Source organism: Streptomyces sp. NPDC096012, from assembly GCF_040426375.1.
Lineage (GTDB): Bacteria > Actinomycetota > Actinomycetes > Streptomycetales > Streptomycetaceae > Streptomyces.
Genome location: NZ_JBEOTD010000006.1, coordinates 110,367 through 130,024 on the forward strand (window position 1 = coordinate 110,367; position 19,658 = coordinate 130,024).

At 69.6% G+C, this 19,658-nt stretch carries 18 protein-coding genes and 1 tRNA gene; 5 read left to right on the forward strand and 14 right to left on the reverse strand.

Going from position 1 to position 19,658, the window contains the following annotated elements:
- Positions 1–132: 132 nt before the first annotated feature.
- The gene (locus tag ABVB68_RS09050) at positions 133–381 is read left to right on the forward strand and encodes a hypothetical protein (protein WP_353600360.1); all 249 of its coding nucleotides are present in this window, start codon (positions 133–135) and stop codon (positions 379–381) included.
- Positions 382–642: 261 nt separating this feature from the next.
- On the opposite strand, the gene ABVB68_RS09055 is transcribed toward ABVB68_RS09050, so the two are convergent.
- On the reverse strand, positions 643–1,824 hold the full coding sequence (locus tag ABVB68_RS09055; RefSeq protein ID WP_353600361.1) for a DUF4231 domain-containing protein: 1,182 nt from the start codon (positions 1,822–1,824) through the stop codon (positions 643–645).
- Between the two features lie 371 nt (positions 1,825–2,195).
- On the opposite strand from ABVB68_RS09055, the gene ABVB68_RS09060 reads away from it, so the two are divergent.
- Complete coding sequence (locus ABVB68_RS09060; RefSeq protein ID WP_353600362.1) at positions 2,196–2,981, forward strand: tyrosine-type recombinase/integrase; 786 nt, start codon at positions 2,196–2,198, stop codon at positions 2,979–2,981.
- A gap of 174 nt (positions 2,982–3,155) precedes the next feature.
- Here ABVB68_RS09060 and ABVB68_RS09065 read toward each other — a convergent pair.
- A tRNA-Tyr gene (locus ABVB68_RS09065) sits at positions 3,156–3,237 on the reverse strand.
- Positions 3,238–3,465: 228 nt separating this feature from the next.
- Here ABVB68_RS09065 and ABVB68_RS09070 point away from each other — a divergent pair.
- A complete protein-coding gene (locus tag ABVB68_RS09070) occupies positions 3,466–3,954 on the forward strand; it encodes a YajQ family cyclic di-GMP-binding protein (protein ID WP_353600363.1) in 489 nt (162 codons plus the stop codon).
- 383 nt (positions 3,955–4,337) lie between these two features.
- Here ABVB68_RS09070 and ABVB68_RS09075 read toward each other — a convergent pair whose 3' ends face one another.
- Positions 4,338–4,604, reverse strand: coding sequence for a GlsB/YeaQ/YmgE family stress response membrane protein (locus ABVB68_RS09075; protein WP_353600364.1), 267 nt, complete (start codon positions 4,602–4,604; stop codon positions 4,338–4,340).
- 387 nt (positions 4,605–4,991) lie between these two features.
- Here ABVB68_RS09075 and ABVB68_RS09080 point away from each other — a divergent pair, with 387 nt between their 5' ends.
- Positions 4,992–5,393, forward strand: a complete 402-nt coding sequence (locus ABVB68_RS09080; RefSeq protein ID WP_353600365.1) for a YccF domain-containing protein — start codon at positions 4,992–4,994, stop codon at positions 5,391–5,393.
- Between the two features lie 762 nt (positions 5,394–6,155).
- Positions 6,156–7,130 (forward strand): DUF2637 domain-containing protein, encoded by a 975-nt coding sequence (locus ABVB68_RS09085; RefSeq protein WP_353600366.1) that lies wholly within the window; start codon positions 6,156–6,158, stop codon positions 7,128–7,130.
- A 249-nt stretch (positions 7,131–7,379) separates the two neighbouring features.
- Here the strand turns inward: ABVB68_RS09085 and htpX are convergent, their stop codons facing one another.
- The 11 genes from htpX to ABVB68_RS09140 form a co-directional block, all read right to left on the reverse strand.
- Positions 7,380–8,243 (reverse strand): zinc metalloprotease HtpX, encoded by an 864-nt coding sequence (gene htpX / locus ABVB68_RS09090; RefSeq protein ID WP_353600367.1) that lies wholly within the window; start codon positions 8,241–8,243, stop codon positions 7,380–7,382.
- Positions 8,244–8,457: 214 nt separating this feature from the next.
- Entirely contained in the window at positions 8,458–9,975 is a 1,518-nt protein-coding gene (locus ABVB68_RS09095) for an NADH-quinone oxidoreductase subunit N (RefSeq protein WP_353600368.1), read from the reverse strand.
- A complete protein-coding gene (locus ABVB68_RS09100; protein ID WP_353600369.1) occupies positions 9,972–11,546 on the reverse strand; it encodes an NADH-quinone oxidoreductase subunit M in 1,575 nt (524 codons plus the stop codon). Before ABVB68_RS09100 ends, ABVB68_RS09095 begins: the two co-directional genes overlap by 4 nt.
- 6 nt (positions 11,547–11,552) lie before the next feature.
- Positions 11,553–13,547 (reverse strand): NADH-quinone oxidoreductase subunit 5 family protein, encoded by a 1,995-nt coding sequence (locus ABVB68_RS09105; RefSeq protein WP_353600370.1) that lies wholly within the window; start codon positions 13,545–13,547, stop codon positions 11,553–11,555.
- Positions 13,544–13,918 (reverse strand): NADH-quinone oxidoreductase subunit NuoK, encoded by a 375-nt coding sequence (nuoK, locus tag ABVB68_RS09110; RefSeq protein ID WP_353600371.1) that lies wholly within the window; start codon positions 13,916–13,918, stop codon positions 13,544–13,546. Before nuoK ends, ABVB68_RS09105 begins: the two co-directional genes overlap by 4 nt.
- A complete protein-coding gene (locus ABVB68_RS09115; protein WP_353600372.1) occupies positions 13,918–14,703 on the reverse strand; it encodes an NADH-quinone oxidoreductase subunit J family protein in 786 nt (261 codons plus the stop codon). Before ABVB68_RS09115 ends, nuoK begins: the two co-directional genes overlap by 1 nt.
- Complete coding sequence (locus ABVB68_RS09120; protein ID WP_353600373.1) at positions 14,700–15,386, reverse strand: NuoI/complex I 23 kDa subunit family protein; 687 nt, start codon at positions 15,384–15,386, stop codon at positions 14,700–14,702. Before ABVB68_RS09120 ends, ABVB68_RS09115 begins: the two co-directional genes overlap by 4 nt.
- A 2-nt stretch (positions 15,387–15,388) precedes the next feature.
- Positions 15,389–16,357 (reverse strand): complex I subunit 1/NuoH family protein, encoded by a 969-nt coding sequence (locus tag ABVB68_RS09125; RefSeq protein ID WP_353600374.1) that lies wholly within the window; start codon positions 16,355–16,357, stop codon positions 15,389–15,391.
- Positions 16,354–18,267 (reverse strand): NADH-quinone oxidoreductase subunit C, encoded by a 1,914-nt coding sequence (locus ABVB68_RS09130; RefSeq protein WP_353600375.1) that lies wholly within the window; start codon positions 18,265–18,267, stop codon positions 16,354–16,356. The genes ABVB68_RS09125 and ABVB68_RS09130 overlap by 4 nt, the downstream gene beginning before the upstream one ends.
- Positions 18,264–19,037 carry an NADH-quinone oxidoreductase subunit B gene (locus tag ABVB68_RS09135; protein ID WP_353600376.1) on the reverse strand — a complete coding sequence of 258 codons (774 nt, stop codon included), beginning with the start codon at positions 19,035–19,037 and terminating at the stop codon, positions 18,264–18,266. The genes ABVB68_RS09130 and ABVB68_RS09135 overlap by 4 nt, the downstream gene beginning before the upstream one ends.
- Positions 19,028–19,489 carry an NADH-quinone oxidoreductase subunit A gene (locus tag ABVB68_RS09140; protein ID WP_503006048.1) on the reverse strand — a complete coding sequence of 154 codons (462 nt, stop codon included), beginning with the start codon at positions 19,487–19,489 and terminating at the stop codon, positions 19,028–19,030. The genes ABVB68_RS09135 and ABVB68_RS09140 overlap by 10 nt, the downstream gene beginning before the upstream one ends.
- Between the last annotated feature and the right edge of the window lie 169 nt (positions 19,490–19,658).

Below are 19,658 nucleotides of genomic sequence, written 5' to 3' on the forward strand. Positions count from 1 at the left end.
GACATATTTTCTGGGGATCGCTGGTGCAAGTGCTGGTTGATAACTAGGCAGAGGATTTATCAGAACCTGTTGGCGCCACCCGGGGTTAGTCCGCAAGTCAACATCTGCGGTCCTCGCGAGGTACCTACGGAGATGATGTTCATCGAAGAAAGCGGAAGCGGTGAAAGCATCTCACACATTCGGTACATGCCCGGAGATCTGCCAATGCCCTCCCTAACTTTCAGCCGTAGCGATCTACGCGAGACGACCGGTGAAATTTGGGCGGAACTCGAAGTGCGTTTTGAGGTGCAGATGGAGGGCAACAGCGAGCTGTTTTTGCATGGTGGGCCGAACCCTGATATTCACCTACGTACCTCCGACTGGAGACTAGATAGAACCTAGGAGTCCGCGCGGCGTTCTAGGGAGTGAGCCCACGACTAGTCGGGGCCGGTGTCCTGGGAGCTGTGCAAGCGTTCGAGTGCCTGCGAGATATCCAACGGCGAATCCTTGAGGTCGCCCACCGGCCCATGACCGCGGCGGATGCTTCGGCTAGATCGGGGAGACCTGGCGGGTGGTGCCCAGTCGACTGCGAGGAAGGAGTCTCCCCTCACATGAGGTGCCGCGTCGGTCGGGTTGGCCGCCCTGTCTGCGTCCTACTGCCAGTCAGATGACGTCGGCCTGCCCCTGATGCGGCTGTTCCAGCTGTTGTTCCCGCTTGCGCTGCTCCGCCCGCAGCATCTCTACGTTCTCCGCGAACCTCTCCAGGTTTACTGCCGCGTCCGCATCCGAGTATGGCGTAATGCCCAGATCGAAGGCCATGGCGTGCTGTTCTACCTGGTCTGCGGTCTGCTGAAGGTTGTATGCCCGCTCACGGAATTTGAAATAGCCCGTCACCGCGGTTGCGAACGCGAGGAACGACCCCAGCACGATCAGGATCGTCTTACCCGGCTGCGGGGTATCCCAGAAAGCCGTAGTTGTCGTGGTCCCAACGGACGCGAAGAATACCCCCCACTGGAACCAGTTGTGAATACGCCGATAGAACCTTGTATCCCGCCTAAGACGCTCTACCACCCGCGGTATGCGCTCCCGGTAGCCGTCCCTATGCTCCCTCGTGGGGCGCGCCTTTGAGGCGTTGAGGATCCATCGGTCATGGATGATCTCCAGATCTTTGCGGAGCAGGAACACCGACTGGACACCGTGTTTGTCGTCCTTCACCCGCAGAATGAAACCGACCAGGAACACCACTACTAGGACCAGCATCACCGCGATGATCACGATGTTGAAAGTGCGCAGGTCCGACACGTCTCCCGGCCACAGGTTTCCCCACCCGCCCACTGCCAGAACCAGCGACATCAACACAAGCGGTACCAGCCGGAGCCACCGCGACAGAAGAGCCCTGCGTATACGGCGCTCCGTTGTCGCGATGTCTCGCCGGTAGGTGATAACGCTGTTGGCGTACTCGTGCTGTCGAGCGGGCTCTAAGTTCCATCCGTACTCTTGTTTTGGGTCATTGAGGGTTTCAATGACTTCCTCAACGAGGCTGCCCCAGGTAGAATTCGATTCCGCGGTGAAAACACTCTCAAGACGTACGTACCGCTTGTATCGGTCAGGTGACCCATACCGTTGATGGAAGACGTATGCACCATCACTGGCGTATCTGACCTGTCGAGCTATTTCAACGAATAAAGTCCATTTGAGTTCTTCTCTATCGGTTTTCCAAGCGGCGGAGAGGATCGCGTCTACGCCCTCCCAGGTCAATGCGAAGTCCTCAGGGAGGGGGGTGATTGTGTCGGCCTCGGACAGCCGCTGGTCTTCGTATGCGAGGTGACGCAGGACATCACCCACCCACGGTTTGTAACTGCCGGCGGTCTCGGGTTCATGTTCGCGTGGCACGTCAGTGAGGCCAGACATCGTGGAGTGCCTCCCGGTCAAGGGTGGTGGTGTGTCGTCGACGGCACGCTACCGCCGCCCTACCTTCCACGAGCAGGTAACCCTCTTGCCTGCGAGTGGAGTTGACCACCTCTGCCCCTAGAGAGCGCCAAGCCTCGCACTTGCCCGCTCGCTCAGCCCACCACTCACCCCAACTCCCATCCCCGCCGTCGACCCACACGTCTGTGGAGCGGGCGTGGTTCATGGCGTCCAGGTGGAGCGCGCCACTGTACGAACGACACCGACGGGAAGGCTGCTTCACCACGCACCGCGAAGAGGAAGCGGGCGTGCCTGAGCGACTTCTGGGGCTCGCCGTGGAGGAGAAATACTTCGCCCTCCCAGTCAACCCGCTCGCAGCCGTGAAATGGACCGCCCCCAAGTCGGTGGAACAGGTCGACCCTGAGAGCGTCGCCAACCCCCGTCAGGTGCGTGCGCTGCTGGCCGGAGTCCGGGAGCAGGGGCCCCGGGGTCAGCGCTTGGAGGCGTTCTTCGGATGCCTGTACTACGCGGCCATGCGGCCGGCTGAAGCCGCTGGGCTGCGCGCTGCCCAGTGCCACCTGCCGGAATCCGGGTGGGGCATGCTCACCCTGCGGCAGGGGGTCGTGCGGGCCGGTCGGGGCTGGACGGATGACGGCACAGCGCACGAGCTGCGGCACCTCAAGGCCCGTGCCGAGAAGGATTCTCGACCGGTCCCCATCCCGCCTCATTTCGTCCGCATGCTGCGGCAGCACATTGCCGTGCACGGGACCGCTCCCGACGGCCGGCTGTTCCGGACCAACCGCAACGGCCTGCTCCAGGAGACAGGCTATGGGGAGGTGTGGGCGCGGGCCCGCCGGGACGTGCTGAATGAAGCGGAGACGGTTTCACTGCTGGCTCGCCGCCCTTACGACCTGCGGCACGCCGGGGTGTCGTTCTGGCTCAGCTCAGGTGTGGACGCGATGGAGTGCGCTCGCCGCGCCGGTCACAGCATCGCGGTGCTGCACAAGGTGTACGCGAAGGTGCTCGACCAGACCCGGGAGCGTGCGAACAGCCGGATCGATGCGGCTCTGCGGGAGTGGAACGAGCCGGAGTGATCACCCGCTCCCCCGGGGGACACCTGGGGGAGACGCGCTGATCGATGCCGGGATACGGGCGGTATGAAGTGAGACACGTCCGCGTCTCGTCCACGATGACTCGAACCGACACCGACAACGGGAAACCCCCTCCGACCTGCCGTGATGGCTGGTCGGAGGGGGTTTCCCTCAGCGTGGCGGCGCCAGGATTCGAACCTGGGAAGGCTGAGCCGGCAGATTTACAGTCTGCTCCCTTTGGCCGCTCGGGCACACCGCCGGGGGTTGCTGCCGATCGCCCCGCATCTCGGCGGTGCTCCCTGGCAACGACGTAAACAATACCCGATACACGGGGGTGCTCCGCCACCCGATTGATCGCCACTCCTCGGCTCACGGGGTGGCTAGGCTGGTGCGGATGCGGCCCGGCACCACACCGGGCCCGGCGGCCGCCGCTTCGCGCACGCCGGCACGCACCCGACACGCACCCCGATACAAGGAGCCACAGGACATGGCCGACTCCAGTTTCGACATCGTCTCGAAGGTCGAGCGGCAGGAGGTCGACAACGCCCTCAACCAGGCCGCCAAGGAGATCTCGCAGCGCTACGACTTCAAGGGCGTGGGCGCCTCGATCTCGTGGTCCGGTGAAAAGATCCTGATGGAGGCGAACTCCGAGGACCGGGTGAACGCTGTCCTCGATGTCTTCCAGTCCAAGCTGATCAAGCGCGGCATCTCGCTGAAGGCGCTCGACGCGGGCGAGCCCCAGCTCTCCGGCAAGGAGTACAAGATCTTCGCCTCGATCGAGGAGGGCATCTCCCAGGAGAACGCCAAGAAGGTGGCGAAGATCATTCGCGACGAGGGCCCCAAGGGCGTCAAGGCCCAGGTCCAGGGCGACGAGCTGCGGGTCAGCTCCAAGAGCCGCGACGACCTGCAGGCCGTGATCGCCCTCCTCAAGGGCCAGGACTTCGACTTCGCACTGCAGTTCGTGAACTACCGGTAGGTCTGCGGCAGGGCTCCGGCCGCGCGGCTGCGCCGCCGGGGGGACATGAGCGAAGAAGGGCGGGCGCCCCGAGGCCGGACTGGCGGCCCGGGCGCCCGCCCTTCTGCTTGGCGCGCCGTTGCGAGCACGCCGTACGGCTGTATGCCGTACGGCTGCTTGCGGCACAGTTGCGCGCCCTACTGCCGCTTGCGGCACTGTTGCATGCCGTACTGCGCTTGCGGCACAGTTGCGCGCCCTACTGCCGCTTGCGGCACTGTTGCATGCCGTACTGCGCTTGCGGCACCGTTGCGTGCCGTACTGCTGCCTGTCAGAGCGCCGCTCACCGCGCCGCCGCCCGCCGCGCCGCCGCCCGCCGCGCCTGCTTGTCGTGCCGCGGCCCGTGCTCAGTCGCGTGAGTTGCCGAACAGGATGCGGTAGGCGATCAGCAGCACCAGGGAGCCTCCGATGGCCGCGGCCCAGGTGGCGCCGTCGTAGAAGTGCTTGCTTATCGGGTGGTCCAGCCAGCGGGCCGAGATCCAGCCGCCGATGAAGGCTCCCGCCACGCCGATGAGGGTCGTGCCGATGAAGCCGCCGGGGTCACGACCCGGCAGCAGGACCTTGGCGATGGCTCCGGCCAGCAGTCCCAGGATGATCCAACTGATGATGCCCATGCCGTGAACCTGCCCTCCCGCGCCGTGTCTGGCACTCTCCGGCCCCCGATATCTCGGTGAGGGGCCGGCCGACCGTCGCGCGTGTGTTCGTGCCGTGTCTGTGGGGAGGACGCCTTGGGCCCGTCGCTCGGTTGCGGTGATCGGTGAGCTCGCGCTGCACGTGCCTGCCGCGTTCACGGCGGTCACGGCCGCTCACGGCGAGTCGGTCGGTCGGCCGGTCGGCCGGTCGGCCGGTCGGCCGGAGGCGACGGCTGCGGCGGTGACCCGTTGCGCGCGCAGGCACTGCGTTTCCGTCCGGAAGCGCGATCGGCACCCGCCCGGAAGTGTGATCAGCTGATACTGGTGTCAGCAGGCATGCCGACGGAGTGACCTGGAGAGGTGCCGACCATGAAGGTGTTCAACCTGCTGCTCAATATCCTCTGGCTCGTCTTCTGCGGCTTCTGGATGGCGCTCGGCTACCTCGTCGCTGCCCTCATCTGCTTCGTCCTGATCATCACCATCCCGTTCGGCATCGCGTCGCTGCGTATCGCCGGCTTCGTCCTGTGGCCGTTCGGCCGGACCACCGTGGACCGGCCGGACGCCGGGTCGGGGTCCTTCATCGGCAACGTGATCTGGGTGATCTTCGCGGGATGGTGGCTGGCGCTGGCCCACCTGATCACGAGCATCCCCCTGTTCCTGTCGATTATCGGGATCCCCTTCGGCTGGGCGAACCTGAAGCTGATCCCGATCTCGCTCATGCCTCTGGGGCGAGAGGTCGTCCCTTCGGATCAGGCCTTCGGCGGACGCTGACCGTCCGGCCCGCCCGCGATCGCACAGTGAGCCCGGGCCGTGAGCCTCCAGCGCCTCGAGACCCTGAAGACGGTCCGGACACGGCTCGGTGCCACTCGCCCGAGCACCGGAACCTTCATTCACCGTGACGCGCGCAATCCGTTACCTCGACCATGCCGAATAAAGGCCTTTCGGAATTCCAGAATTGGGCAGGCGTCGCCACATGATAAGGTTCCCGTGCGACGGTCCGACATCGGGTGAATACTCATCGTTACCCGATGGGATGAAAACCTGACGATGCGATCACACGGTGTGGCATCACATTTGCGGAGATACTCTTATTTCCGCCCTTGCGGCTGCGGAACATTCTTCGATCATATTTCTCATACGGGCTACATATAGGTCCGACCGATACCTCAACAACGTGGTTGTCCGGCTAATCCTTCACCCGTTTGCCACACACCCATCACGGTATGACGGAGTTAGTCCGACCGTGATGAAGGCGTTGAGGGGTCAGGTACCCCAAGCCGTTGCAGAGCGGCCCCACTCGACTGGCGTACGGCCCGCGCGGCTAGGTGCCTACACCTACCTGCCCGCACCGTCCGGTACGGATAGCACCAAGGGAGTTCTGATGATGGGTGGCCTCCCCGTCCCGCTCGAGGTGACCGAAGAGATCCTCCAGGATTTCATGGAATCGATGAGCTTCCTGGAAAGAGACGCCGCAAAGCGTTGGGTGAGTCTGGGAACCTGGTCCTGTGCTTCGCCGGCGGAATGAGACCCGCTATGTGGGATGGGCAGATGGAATATTATCCAGATCCTGCTGTCGATCATTCGAACGGTTATTACGACGACGGGGGGCCGCACCGATTTCCGACCGAGGGAATCTACTCCCCTCTGATTCCTCCGGAATCGAGCTGGGACCCTGCAGAAGAGCTCGCCTTCATGCTGCAGGACGCCATCGAGCAACAGCCGAAGATCCCGGTCGCGCGCAATGAGGATCACTTCGCGAGTCCGGGACCGAAGTCTCCCCGTGAAGCCCTGGTGGAACTCACAGCAGAGCTGCCCCCGGTCAAGGCACCCCATAGAGGGCACCGCAAAGTCCGGGAAAGACAGCGCCCGGGCAGGGCCCGCATCACCAGCTACTTCATCGCGGCACTGGTGACCGTCATCGCCTCTGCCGTGAGCATTTTCGGCGGCCTGATCGCCTATGACCCGCTGCGGTTCGTGGCAGAGACCCGGACACAGAGCAGCGTGGTCTCCTGGTGGCCTTTCCTGGTGTTCGGCCCCTGGCTCGTGGCGTCACTGTCCATTGTCCGGGCCGCGCTGCACCAGCGTCGGGCCTTCCACTCCTGGTCCGTGCTCCTGCTGTTCTCAGCCGTCGCCATGACGCTGTGCGTGGCGCAGGCGCCGAAAGACCTCGTCGACACCGCGGCTGCCGCCCTGCCGAGTTTCGCCTCACTGGCCTGCTTCCAGCAGGTGGTGCGTCAGATCACCCTCACCAGGCCGCCCCGACGGACGATGCCGCGACATCGTCTGCAGCCTCCCGAGGCGCCCGCCAACGAAGCGACCGACGCGCAGCCGCAGGGCAGTACGCCGTCGACCAGACTTTCTCAGGAAGACCACACGAGTGAAAAGCCTAGTCTCGACGGCGCATCTGCTCCTCCCCGACGTCGCCCGGCTCCTGCCTCGCCAGCAGATGGCCATGGACTGCGCCATCTGCGCCCGCCCGCTGGGAGCGGGCGGCCGGATGCTGGGTGAGGTGCTGTACCGGGGACTGCCGTTCCAGCTCTGGGCGTGCATTTTCGGCTGTCATGCGGCCCCATCGCCCTTCCAGACCACATAGGACGACCGTCACGGTCCGGACGAGCTTCGAGAACTCCGGACGAGCTTCCAGAGACTCCAGGGCGGGGGCGATGCGCTCACGCGCGGCAGGCCGGCGTGGGCGGAGTGCGGCACGGCGCTCGACGCGAGGAGCCGCCGCTCAGGAGAGCCGGACGAGGTCCGGCTTCACCGGGCGCGGCCTGCCATCTTCTCGAGCCGCGCGATGCGCTCCGCCATCGGCGGGTGCGTGGAGAACATCTTGGTCAGTCCCTGGCCCGGGCGGAAGGGATTGGCGATCATCATGTGGCTCGCGGCCTCGATCCGCGGCTCGGGCGGCAACGGCAGCTGCTTGGTGCCGATGTCCAGCTTGCGCAGCGCGCTGGCGAGGGCGAGCGGGTCGCCGGTGAGCTGGGCTCCCGAGGCGTCCGCCTCATACTCCCGGGAGCGGCTGATGGCCAGCTGGATGAGGGTGGCGGCGAGCGGGCCCAGGATCATGATCAGGAGCATGCCGAGCAGACCGGGGCCCTCGTCGTCGTCCGAACGGCCGATCGGGATCAGCCAGGCGAAGTTCACCAGGAACATGATCACCGAGGCGAGGGCGGCGGCGACCGAGGAGATGAGGATGTCCCGGTTGTAGACGTGGCTCAGCTCGTGGCCGATGACGCCGCGCAGCTCGCGCTCGTCCAGCAGGCGCAGGATGCCCTCGGTGCAGCACACCGCGGCGTTGCGCGGATTGCGGCCCGTGGCGAAGGCGTTGGGGGCCTCCGTCGGGGAGATGTACAGCCGTGGCATGGGCTGACGGGCCTGCGTGGACAGGTCGCGCACCATTCGGTACAGCGCGGGGGCCTCGAATTCGCTGACCGGGCGGGCGCGCATCGCACGCAGGGCGAGCTTGTCGCTGTTCCAGTACGCGTACGCGTTGGTGCCGAGGGCGATCAGGACCGCGACGATCAGCCCGGTACGGCCGAAGAAGCTGCCGATGACGATGATGAGTGCGGACAGTCCCCCGAGGAGTACGGCGGTCCTGAGCCCGTTGTGCCGGCGGTGCACGGTGCGCCCTCCAAGTCGTGCAGCTGGGGAACACTTTGGTCCAGTGGACCCTCCCGCTTCTGACAACGCCAGGCGGCGGTCGCGAGTTCCCCGGTGTGCGCGGTCGGCAGGGTTCGACCGTACGGGTGACGTGCGGGTCCGGCCTCACGCGCGCGTGGTGGCACGGGTGCCCCACGCGCGCGTGCCGACTCCTTCGCAGGGGTCCGGCCGGCCCTCAGAACAGTCCGGTCGCCGCGAAGCGCAGGACCAGCTGGGGTGCTCCGGAAAGGGCGACGCCGAGGACTCCGGTCAGGGCGATGGCGGCCGTCAGGGGGGCCGGGACGCGGTGCCGGGCGGGCTCGCCCTCGGGGGCGCGGAACAGCAGGGCCGTCCACTGGAGGTAGTAGAAGAGGGCGATGACGACGTTGAGGGCCATGACGACGGCGAGCCAGCCGAGGCCCGCGTCGACGGCCGCCGAGAACACGGTGACCTTGGCGAACAGGCCGATGACGCCCGGCGGCAGGCCGGCCAGGCAGAGCAGGAAGAAGGCCAGGAGGAGCGCGCCGAGCGGGTTGGTGGCGTACAGGCCCCGGTAGTCGGCGAGCCGGTTGAGGGAGTTCGTACGGCCCACCAGGGCGGCGACGGCGAACGCGCCGAGATTCACGGCGGCGTACATCAGGGCGTACGCGACGGTGGAGCCGACCGCCTTCTGCGGGTCCTGCGCGTAGCCGGCGGCGGCGATCGGCACCAGGAGGTAGCCGGCCTGTCCGACGGAGGACCAGGCGAGCAGGCGTACGGCGCTGTACGCGCGCGTGGCCTGCTGGCGCAGGGCGCCGACGTTGCCGACGGTCATGGTCAGGGCGGCCAGGACGGCGAGCGCGGGACCCCAGATCTCGGCGTACGACGGGAACGCCACGACGGTGACGAGGATCAGGCCGGAGAAGCCGACCGCCTTGCCGACGACGGAGAGGTAGGCGGCGACGGGCAGAGGCGCGCCCACGTAGGTGTCGGGCACCCAGAAGTGGAAGGGCACGGCGGCCGTCTTGAAGGCGAAGCCGACGAGGGTGAGGACGACGCCGGTCTGGGCGAGCGTGTGCAGCTGCCCGTCGGTGTGCGGCAGGCGCTGGGCGACCTGGGTGAGGTAGAGGGTGCCGGTGCAGGCGTAGACGAAGCTGACGCCCATCAGGCTGACCGCGGTGGCGGTGACCGAGGACAGGAAGAACTTCAGGGCGGCCTCGGAGGACCGTCTGTCGCCGTGCCGGATGCCGACCAGGGCGAAGGCCGGCAGGGAGGCGACCTCCAGGGCGACGATCAGGGTGGCCAGGTCGCGGGAGGCGGGCAGCAGGGCGGCGCCGGCGGCGGAGGACAGCAGCAGGAACCAGAACTCGCCGGCCGGGACCCGCCGCCGGTCGTCGTCGAGGTTCGTGACCGACAGCAGGGCCGCGAGCAGGGCGCCGCCGAGGACCAGGAACTGGACGACGAGGGTGAAGCGATCGGCCGTGTAGCTGCACGCGCGCGCGTGGCCGGTCAGGCAGAAGGTGCTGCGGTCGCCGTCCAGGAGCGGCAGAAGCGTCAGGCCCGCCGCGGCCAGGCCGGCGACCGAGACCCAGCCGAGTACCGCCTTGCGGGGCTCTGGCACGAACAGGTCGGCGACGAGGACGACGAGCGCCACGACGGCGGTGATCGTGGGCGGGGCGATCGCGAGCCAGTCGACGGACTGGACCGCCGACGCGGCGAGCGGCTGGGCGCTCATCGGGTGCCTCCTGCGAGGAGCTGCTGCACGGCCGGGTCGGTCAGGCCGAGCAGGGCCTTCGGCCACAGTCCGGTGACGACGGTGAGGGTGACGAGCGGGGTCCAGGCGGCGAACTCGTACCCCTGGACGTCGGCGAGCTTCGGCGTCTCCTGCTCCACGCCGCCCATGCAGACGCGGCGGACCACGGTCAGCATGTACGCGGCCGTCAGCAGGGTGCCGAAGGCGCCGACGGCCATGAACGTGAGGAACGCGGGCCGGCTGAGGCCGGCGGCGGGCTCGAAGGCGCCGAACAGCGACAGCATCTCGCCCCAGAATCCGGCCAATCCTGGCAGTCCGAGCGAGGCGACCGCGCCGAAGGCGAGCAGCCCGCCGAGCCGGGGAGCCCTGCCGTACAGCGCGGCCCCGGTCTTCTCGGCCAGCGTGTCGAGGTCGGTGCTGCCGGTGCGGTCCTTGAGCGCGCCGACCAGGAAGAACAGCAGGCCGGTGATGAGGCCGTGGGCGATGTTGGCGAACAGGGCGCCGTTCACGCCGGTCGGGGTCATGGTGGCGATGCCCAGCAGGACGAAGCCCATGTGGCCGACGGAGGAGTAGGCGATCAGGCGCTTGAGGTCGCCTTTCGCGCCCCGCTTGGCGAGGGCCAGGCAGGCCAGGGATCCGTAGATGATCCCGACGACGGCGAGCGCGGCGAGGTACGGCGCGAAGGTGCGGAAGCCGTGCGGCGCCACCGGCAGCAGGATGCGGACGAAACCGTACGTGCCCATCTTCAGCAGGACACCGGCCAGCATGACGGAGCCGACGGTCGGCGCCGCGGTGTGGGCGTCGGGGAGCCAGCTGTGCAGCGGCCACATCGGCGTCTTGACCGCGAGCCCGAGCCCGATCGCCAGAACGGCGATGACCTGCACGGACGTGCTCAGCGACCGGCCGTTGTCAGTGGCGAGTGCCACCATGTCGAATGTGCCCGCCTTGAGCCCGATCAGGAGCAGGCCGAGCAGCATGACGACGGAGCCGAGCAGCGTGAACAGGATGAATTTCCAGGCGGCCCGGGTCCGGCCCTCGCCGCCCCAGCGGGCGATGAGGAAGTACATCGGGACGAGCACCATCTCGAACGCGAGGAAGAACAGCAGCAGGTCGAGGACGGCGAAGGTCGCGAGGGTGCCGGACTCGAGCAGCAGCAGCAGGGCGACGAACGCCTTGGGGGACGGGCCCGAGGGCGGCTTGAAGTACGAGTAGAGCGCGCACAGGAAGGTCAGCAGCGCGGTCAGGACCAGAAGGGGGAGGGAGATGCCGTCGATGCCGAGGTGGATGCGCACGTCGAGCGCGGGGATCCAGCTGATGTCGGTCGTGGCCTGCATCCTCGACGGGTGGTCGTGGTCGAAGCCCAGAGCCAGGACGATCGCGGCGACGAGGATCACGCCGGTGACGGTGACGCCGTGCCGGAGCACGGCCTGTTCGGGCGACTTCCCCTTCAGCCCGGGCGGGGCGGGCAGGAGAGCGGCGGCGGCGCCGAGGAGCGGGCCGACGACGGTGAACGCCAGAAGGAACTGCATCACGGACTCGTTGATATCGATCACGCCTGCTCACGCTCCGGTCGCGACGAGGACGACGGCGACCGCCAGGACGACGGTGCCGGCGAGCAGCGCGCTCACATAGGTCTGCACATTGCCGGTCTGCGCGCGCCGTACGGCGGCCCCGAGCAGCCGGGGCAGGGCGGCGGCGCCGTTCACGTAGGTGTCGACGACCTCGCGGTCGAGGAACCGGACGAGACGCGCTCCGGCCTGGACCGGGCGGACGAACAGCGCCGTGTACACCGCGTCCAGGTGGAAGCCGGCGGCCGCGGGCCGGTGCAGCGGGCCGAGCAGCAGGCGCCCGGGGTCCGCCGGGTCGGGGGCGTAGGCGATGTCGCCGTAGACCGGTTCGTGGGTGGCGATGGCCTCGGCCTCGACCAGGCCGGCGTCGCCCTCGGGGTGGGCGACGACCGCGCCGATCGGGGTACGGGCGGCGAGTGCGGAGGTGCGCTGCCAGGCGCCGTAGGTGAGCAGTCCACCCACCAGGGCGAGGCCCGTGCCGAGGACCGAGGTGAGGAGCGTCGGGGTCAGGTCGCGGCCGTCGAACCAGCCGGGCAGTGACCGGTAGGCGAACCCGCCGAAGGCCAGGGACGGGACCGCGAGCACCCACAGCACCACGGTCATCGTCAGCGGCTGGCGGCCGTGGTCGGGGGCCTCGGTGCCCCGGCCGCGGAAGGCCAGCAGCCACAGCCGGGTGGCGTAGGCGGCGGTGAGGAGGGCGGCGGCCAGGCCGGCGACGAGGACGATCCACCCGGCCGCGCCGGGCACGTGCGCGGCGTGGCCGTCGGTGGCGTGTTCGGCGGCGCCGAGGACGGACTCCTTGGAGAAGAAGCCGCTGAACGGCGGGATCGCGGCGAGCGCGAGCAGCGCCACGGTCATCGTCCAGTAGGCGTCCGGGATGCGGTCGCGCAGGCCGTGCATGCGGGACATCGCGGCCAGCGAGTTCGTGCCGGCGGCGTGGATGACCACGCCGGCCGCGAGGAAGAGCAGCGCCTTGAAGGCACCGTGGGACAGGAGGTGGAAGACGGCGGCACCGCGGTCGCCGACGGCGAGGGCGCCGGTCATGTAGCCGAGCTGGCCGATCGTCGAGTAGGCGAGGACGCGCTTGATGTCGTCCTGGGCGAGGGCGGCCAGACCCGAGCCGGTCATGGTGACGGCGGCCATCACGGCGAGGACCACCATGGCGGCCGCGGATGCCTCGAAGACGGGAAGGAGGCGTGCGACGAAGTAGACGCCGGCGGCGACCATCGTGGCCGCGTGGATCAGCGCCGAGACGGGCGTCGGACCCGCCATCGCGTCCGGCAGCCAGGTGTGCAGCGGGAACTGGGCCGACTTACCGGCGACGCCGGCGAGCAGCAGCAGGGCGATCACCGTCGGGTGGCCGAGGCCGCCGCTCGCGACGGTGCCGAGGACGCGGGTGATGCGGAACGATCCGGCGTCGGTGGCGAGGGCGAACAGGCCGATGAGGAAGGGCACGTCGCCGAGCTTGGTGACCAGGAAGGCCTTCAGGGAGGCGGCGCGGGCCTCGGGGGTCTCCCAGTAGTGCCCGACCAGGAAGTAGGAGCAGATGCCCATGACCTCCCAGCCGACCAGCAGCACGATCAGGTCGCCCGAGTAGACGACCAGGAGCATCGCGGAGGTGAACAGGGAGACGAGAGCGGCGTAGGACGGGTAGCGCGGGTCGTCGCGCAGGTAGCCCGTCGAGTAGATCTGGACGCAGGTCGCGACGAAGGCGACCAGGACGGCGACGAGCGCGGCGAAGCCGTCGATGTCCAGGGCCAGCTCGACGGGGACGGACCCGGTGGGCGTCAGCTCGGTGTGCGCCTCGACGGCCGGGCCGCCGCCCTGCCGTACGGCGACCAGCGCGGCGGCCGCGAGGGCGGCCAGGGTCGGCAGTACGGCGAGCGGGCGGACGAAGCCGGGGGCGGTGCGGCCCAGCAGCAGGCCGGCCACGGCGCCGAGGAACGGCAGGAGGGGGACGAGGACGGCGAGGTCGGTCGTGGTCACGCGGTGGCCTCAGCCTTCTCGGCCGCGGAGGTGCCGGAATCCTCGCCGTCGGGGCCCTCGGCGGTGTCGCGGAGCTTGTCGATGTCGGAGGTGCCGCGGTTGCGGTGGACGGCGAGGACGATCGCCAGGCCGATGCCGATCTCGGCCGCGGCGATGGCGATGGTGAACAGGGTCAGCGCCTGGCCGGAGTGCAGGGTCTCCTCGGCGGCCCGGCTGAGCCAGACGTCGAAGGCGACCAGGTTGAGGTTGACGGCGTTGAGCATCAGCTCGACCGACATCAGGACCAGGATCGCGTTGCGGCGGGCGAGGACGCCGTACAGGCCGGTGCAGAACAGGAGGGCGGAGAGTACGGCGGGATAGGCGAGGTGCATCAGCTGGCGCCTTCCTCTTCGCCGGAGCGGGCCGCCGGGCCGTTCCCCGCAGCGGGTGCCGCGCCGCCGGTGGGGACGGACGCCGGGGCGGCGGCGGTGGGGGTGACCGCCGGGCCGGCGGCGGTGGGGGCGGGGGTGGACGCCGGGGCGGCGGTCGGTGCGGACGTCGGGGCGGGCGTGCCGGGGGCGGTCGCTTCCGTCTTCTCCTTGCGGGACAGGACGATCGCGCCGACCAGGGCCGCGAGGAGCAGGACGGAGAGGGCCTCGAAGGGCAGGACCCAGTGCTGGAAGAGGCTTTCCCCGGTGACGTGCGTGGTGCCCGCGGCCGGGCCGTCCAGGTCGATCCAGGTGGTGCGGAAGGCGTCGGCGACCACCCAGACCAGGGCGACGGCGGCGGCGACCGCGACGGTCAGGGCGGCCCAGCGGTTGCCGGAGTCGGCGTCCGGGGAGTGGCCGATGGGGGCCCTGGTGAGCATCAGGCCGAAGAGGAGGAGGACGACGACGGAACCGACGTAGATCAGGACCTGCATCCAGGCGATGAACTCGGCTGTGAGGAGCAGGTACTCCACGGCGAGGCCGCCGAGGGCGACCACGAGCCACAGGGCGGCGTGCACCAGTTGGCGCGTGGTGACCGTGACGAGTGCGGCGCCGAGGGTGACGAGACCGACGAGGAGGAAGACGATCTCGACGCCGTTCGGGGACAGGAAGCCGTGCCGTTCGGTCGCGGCGAGGAGGGCACCCGGGGTGCCGGAGGCGAGTGGGCCGGCGGTTGCGGCGAGGCTCATGACTCTCCCTCCTCTCGTTCCTGCGCTCGGGCCTGGGGATCCTGTGCCTGGGCTCGGGGATCCTGTGCTTCGGCCTGTCGCTGCGGTGCTCCAGCCTGCGGCTTCGGCGCCTCGGCCGGCGGCTTCGGTGCCTCGGCCGGCGGCTTGTGCGCCTCGGCCTGGGCGGCGGCCAGTTTCTCGGCGGTCTTGCGGGCGGCGGCGATCTCCTTGGCCTCCTCCGCGCCGGGGTCCAGGGCGGGCGGGGCGGGGACCGTCCACATCCACTCGCGGAGCTTGTCCCGCTCGTGGGTGAGGTCGCGGATGTCCGTCTCGGCGTACTCGAACTCCGGGGACCAGAACAGGGCGTCGAAGGGGCAGACCTCGATGCAGATGCCGCAGTACATGCACAGGGAGAAGTCGATGGCGAAACGGTCGAGGACGTTCCGGCTGCGTTCGCGTCCGCCCGGGGCCGCCGGGGGGACCGTCTCCTTGTGCGAGTCGATGTAGATGCACCAGTCCGGGCACTCGCGGGCGCACAGCATGCAGACGGTGCAGTTCTCCTCGAACAGACCGATCACACCGCGCGTGCGGGGCGGGAGGTCGGGCAGGACGTCCGGGTACTGCTCGGTGACCGTCTTCTTCGTCATCGTGCGCAGGGTGACGGCAAGGCCCTTGGCGAGACCGGAGCCGGGGATGGGGGCCATGGTTAGGAGATCACCACCTTGACGATGCCGGTGAGGGCGATCTGGGCGAGGGAGAGCGGGACGAGGAGGGTCCAGGAGAGCTTCTGGAGCTGGTCCTCGCGCAGCCGGGGGTAGGTGACGCGGAGCCAGATGACGACGAACGCGAGGATCGCGGCCTTCAGCAGGGTCCACAGCCAGCCGAGGCCGTCGCCGCCCCAGGGGCCGTGCCAGCCGCCCAGGAAGAGGACGGTGGTCAGGCCGCACAGGACGACGATGCCCGCGTACTCGGCGAGCAGGAACAGGGCGAAGCGCAGCCCCGTGTACTCGGTGTACGCGCCGAAGATGATCTCCGAGTCGGCGACGGGCATGTCGAACGGCGGGCGCTGCAGTTCGGCCAGTCCGGCGACGAAGAAGACCACCGCGCCGACGATCTGCCAGGGCACCCACCACCAGTGGAAGGCGTGCAGGATGCCGGGCAGGGAGACGGTGCCCGCCGCCATCGCGACCGAGGCCGCGGCCAGCAGCATGGGGAGTTCGTAGGCGAGCAGCTGGGCGGCCGTGCGCAGGCCGCCGAGCAGGGAGAACTTGTTCGCGCTGGCCCAGCCGGCCATCAGCGAACCGAGTACGCCTACGCCCATCACCGCGAGCACGAAGAACACGCCCGCGTCGATGAGCTGGCCGACGGCGCCCTCGCTGGGGCCGATCGGGATGGCGAGCAGGACGAGCAGGTACGGCAGCAGGGCGACCGCGGGGGCGAGCTGGAAGACGCGGCGGTCGGCGCCCGCCGGGACCACGTCCTCCTTCTGGGCGAACTTCACGCCGTCCGCGATGAGCTGGGCCCAGCCGTGGAAGCCGCCCGCGTACATCGGGCCGAGGCGGCCCTGCATATGGGCCATCACCTTGTGCTCGGTCTGGCCCACGATCAGCGGGAACGTGAGGAAGACGACGAAGACGACCAGGAGTCGCAGGGCGACGTCCGACACGTCGTTCACTGCGGGCCTCCTGTGGGGTGGTCGGGGTGGTCCGGGCGGTCAGGGCGGCGGCCTCGGCGGCCGGGGTCGTCGCCGGGCTCTTCCTGCTCGGCGGACTCCCTCGGGGCGGGGGGTTCTTGGGGCTCTTCGGGCGCTTCGGGTGCTTCGGGCTCATGAGGCACCCGAGGCTGTTCGGCTGTGCCGGGGTCTCGGGGAGGCCCGGCGGTTCCGGGCGCCTGGGACTCGGCGGGCATGCCGGGGCCTCGGGGAGGCTCGGCGGCTTCCCGGGCTCGGGGCTCGTCGGGCGCGGCAGGCCCTCGGAGCTGCTCGGCTTCTCCGGGCGCCTGGGACTCGGCGGACGTACCGGGGTCTCCGGGACGCTCGGCGGCTTCCGGCGCTCGGGGCTCGTCGGGCGTGCCGGGCCCTCGGAGCTGCTCGGCTGCTCCGGGCGCCTGGGACTCGACGGGCGTACCGGGGTCTCCGGGACGCTCGGCGGCTTCCGGTTCCGGTCCGGCGGTGTGCGCGGACTCCTCCGGACGGGACGGAGGCGTCGACTCCGGTCCGTCGAAGGCAGGGCGCGCGTGATGCCAAGGGGCGTCCGAACTCCGCGGAGCCGCACTGCGCCGGGCGGGCCGAGCGGCATCGCCCGATTCCGCCGGGGCCGGTTCGGTCGAGCCCGATTCCGCCGGGCCCGGTTCGGTCGGGCCCGGTTCGGTCGGGCCCGGTTCCGCCGACTCGGCTTCAGCGGGGGCGACTTCGGTCGGCGAGGACGCGGTCGCCGCGGCTTCAGTGGCTGCATGCTCAGTCGGCGCGGCTTCGCTCGGTGTCTGGGCTCGCTGCGAGGCCGAGCCCTGCGAGGCGGTGCGTGCGCGGCGCGGTCGTCCCGGTGCCGGTGCCGGTGCGGGGGCGGTCGGCTGGGCCGAGCCGGGCTCGTGTGCCACCGAGGCCTCGGCGGCCGGCCCCTCCGAAGACGCGCCCGCAGCATCCACGGCACCCGCGACGCCCGCAGCATCCGCAGCTCCCACGGCACCCGCAGCATCCGCAGCTCCCACGGCACCCGCAGTGCCCGCAGTGCCCGCAGTGCCCGCAGTGCCCGCAGTGCCCGCAGTGCCCGCAGTGCCCGCAGTGCCCGCAGTGCCCGCAGTGGCAGAGTCCTCGGGTCGCTTCCCCGTGGCTTCCTCCGCGGCGGCGGATGCGGCTGCTGCCGCGGACGCGGTCGCAGCGGTCCGGCCCGTGGAGCCCTCTGCCGCTGTGCGGGTGCGTCGGGGCGGACGTTCGCCGGTCGCGCGTACGGGCCGGTCTGCCGCCGGGCGTCCGGCCGCGCGGGCCGGGCGGGTGGGGGCGGCGGGCAGCTGCCCCTTCAGCGGGCCCCACTCGTTCGGGTCGGGAACACCCGGGGGCAGCATCTGGCGGCGCTTGGGGCCGGCGTGCCCCGCGCCCGCCGCGGACTCCCCCGGCTCCTTGGCGCCGGGCCAGGCCTTGGCGACACGGGCGGCGAGCACGAAGTCCTTGCGGAGCGGGTGGCCCTCGAAGTTCTCGGGGAGCAGCAGGTGCTCGAGGCCCGGGTGGTCGGCGAAGACCACGCCGAACATCTCGTGGGTCTCGCGCTCGTGCCAGGCGGCGCCCGCGTAGACGCCGACGGCGGAGGGGAGCGCCGGTGCCTCGTGCGGGACGGTCGTGCGGACGAGGAGTTTGCGGACCGGGTGCAGCGCGACGAGGTGGGCGGACACGCGGAAGCCCGTGCCCGGTTCGTCGACCGCGCTCAGCCAGTCGAAGTAGGTGCAGGACAGGGTCGTACGGGCCGTCTCCAGGGCGGTGAGCCAGGAGGACGGCGGTACGTCCACGGTCAGGACGTCGTACGACTCCTCGGCCGTGGCATCCGGGCCGAAGAGCTCCTCGGCGGGGGCGGGCAGCCAGCCGGCCGTACTCATCGGGCATCCCCCTCCGCTCGGCCGTCCCGCTCAGCTCGGGCATCCCCCTCGGCTCGGCCGTCACTCTCGGCTCGCCTGTCCCCCTCGGATCCCGGGTCCCCTTCGGCTCGGGCATCCCCCTCGACTCGGGCACCCCTCTCGACGCGGGCGTCCCCCTCGGATCCGGCGTCCCCCTGGGTGGCCGGGGCCGGAGGCTCGACCAGGCCGCTCTGCAGGGCAGCCGCGGACGGCCGGGCGGAACCGGTGCCGTACCGCTCCCCCAGGGACTCGCGGGCGATCTTCTCCTGGAGTTTGAGGATGCCCTGGAGCAGCGCCTCGGGGCGCGGCGGGCAGCCGGGGACGTACACGTCCACCGGGATGATCTGGTCGACGCCCTTGGTGACGGAGTACGAGTCCCAGTACGGGCCGCCGCAGTTCGAGCAGGCGCCGAAGGAGATGACGTACTTGGGCTCGGGCATCTGCTCGTACAGGCGCTTGACGGCCGGGGCCATCTTGTCCGTGACGGTGCCGGAGACCACCATCAGGTCGGCCTGGCGCGGCCCGGGCGCGAAGGGGATGACGCCGAGCCGGATGAAGTCGTGGCGGGCCATCGACGCGGCGATGAACTCGATCGCGCAGCAGGCGAGGCCGAAGTTGAAGACCCAGAGCGAGTAGCGGCGGCCCCAGTTCAGGACCACTTTCATCGGCTCGGGGGCCAGCCGAGCCAGGGCGCCCAGCCGCTTGGGCTCGGGCAGCAGAACAGGCTCGGGGACCGAGGGGTTCACGTCCATGCCAGGACGCCCTTCTTGTATGCGTACAGCAGGCCCACGGCGAGGAAGCCGAGGAAGACGAACATCTCCACGAGGGTCGTCGCGCCGTAGCCGGGAGCGGCGAAGACCGTCGCCCAGGGGAACAGGAAGATGGAGTCCACCGCGAAGATCACGTAGAGGTAGGCGTAGACGTAGTAGCGGACCTGGGTGTGCGCCCAGCCCTCGCCGACGGGGTCGACGCCGCACTCGTAGGTGAGGAGTTTCTCCGGGGTCGGCACGACCGGACGCAGCAGACGGCCCGCGCCGAAGGCGACCGCGACGAACAGCACGCCGACGAGGGCGAGCAGTCCGACCACCGAATAGGACCGGAAATAACCGGCCGCGATGACGTCCGCCGCGGCGGCCTGCGAGCCTCCCAACGTCTCCCGCACGTCCGTCCCTCGCTCTCTGACCTCGTGACTTCGGTGAACCATGTGATGCAACGTGCTTCGAGGATCTACGCACGGGAGTCTAGGCCCTGATAAAGAAGTGGTAAGCAGCCCGTCACACCCTGAGACGCGGGGTGGGGCCGGGACGGACGCCGTGGGCGGAGCGGAGGCCGGGCCGGGGTGGGGATTTCCCCCGTCGGCGCAGGGCGGCCTA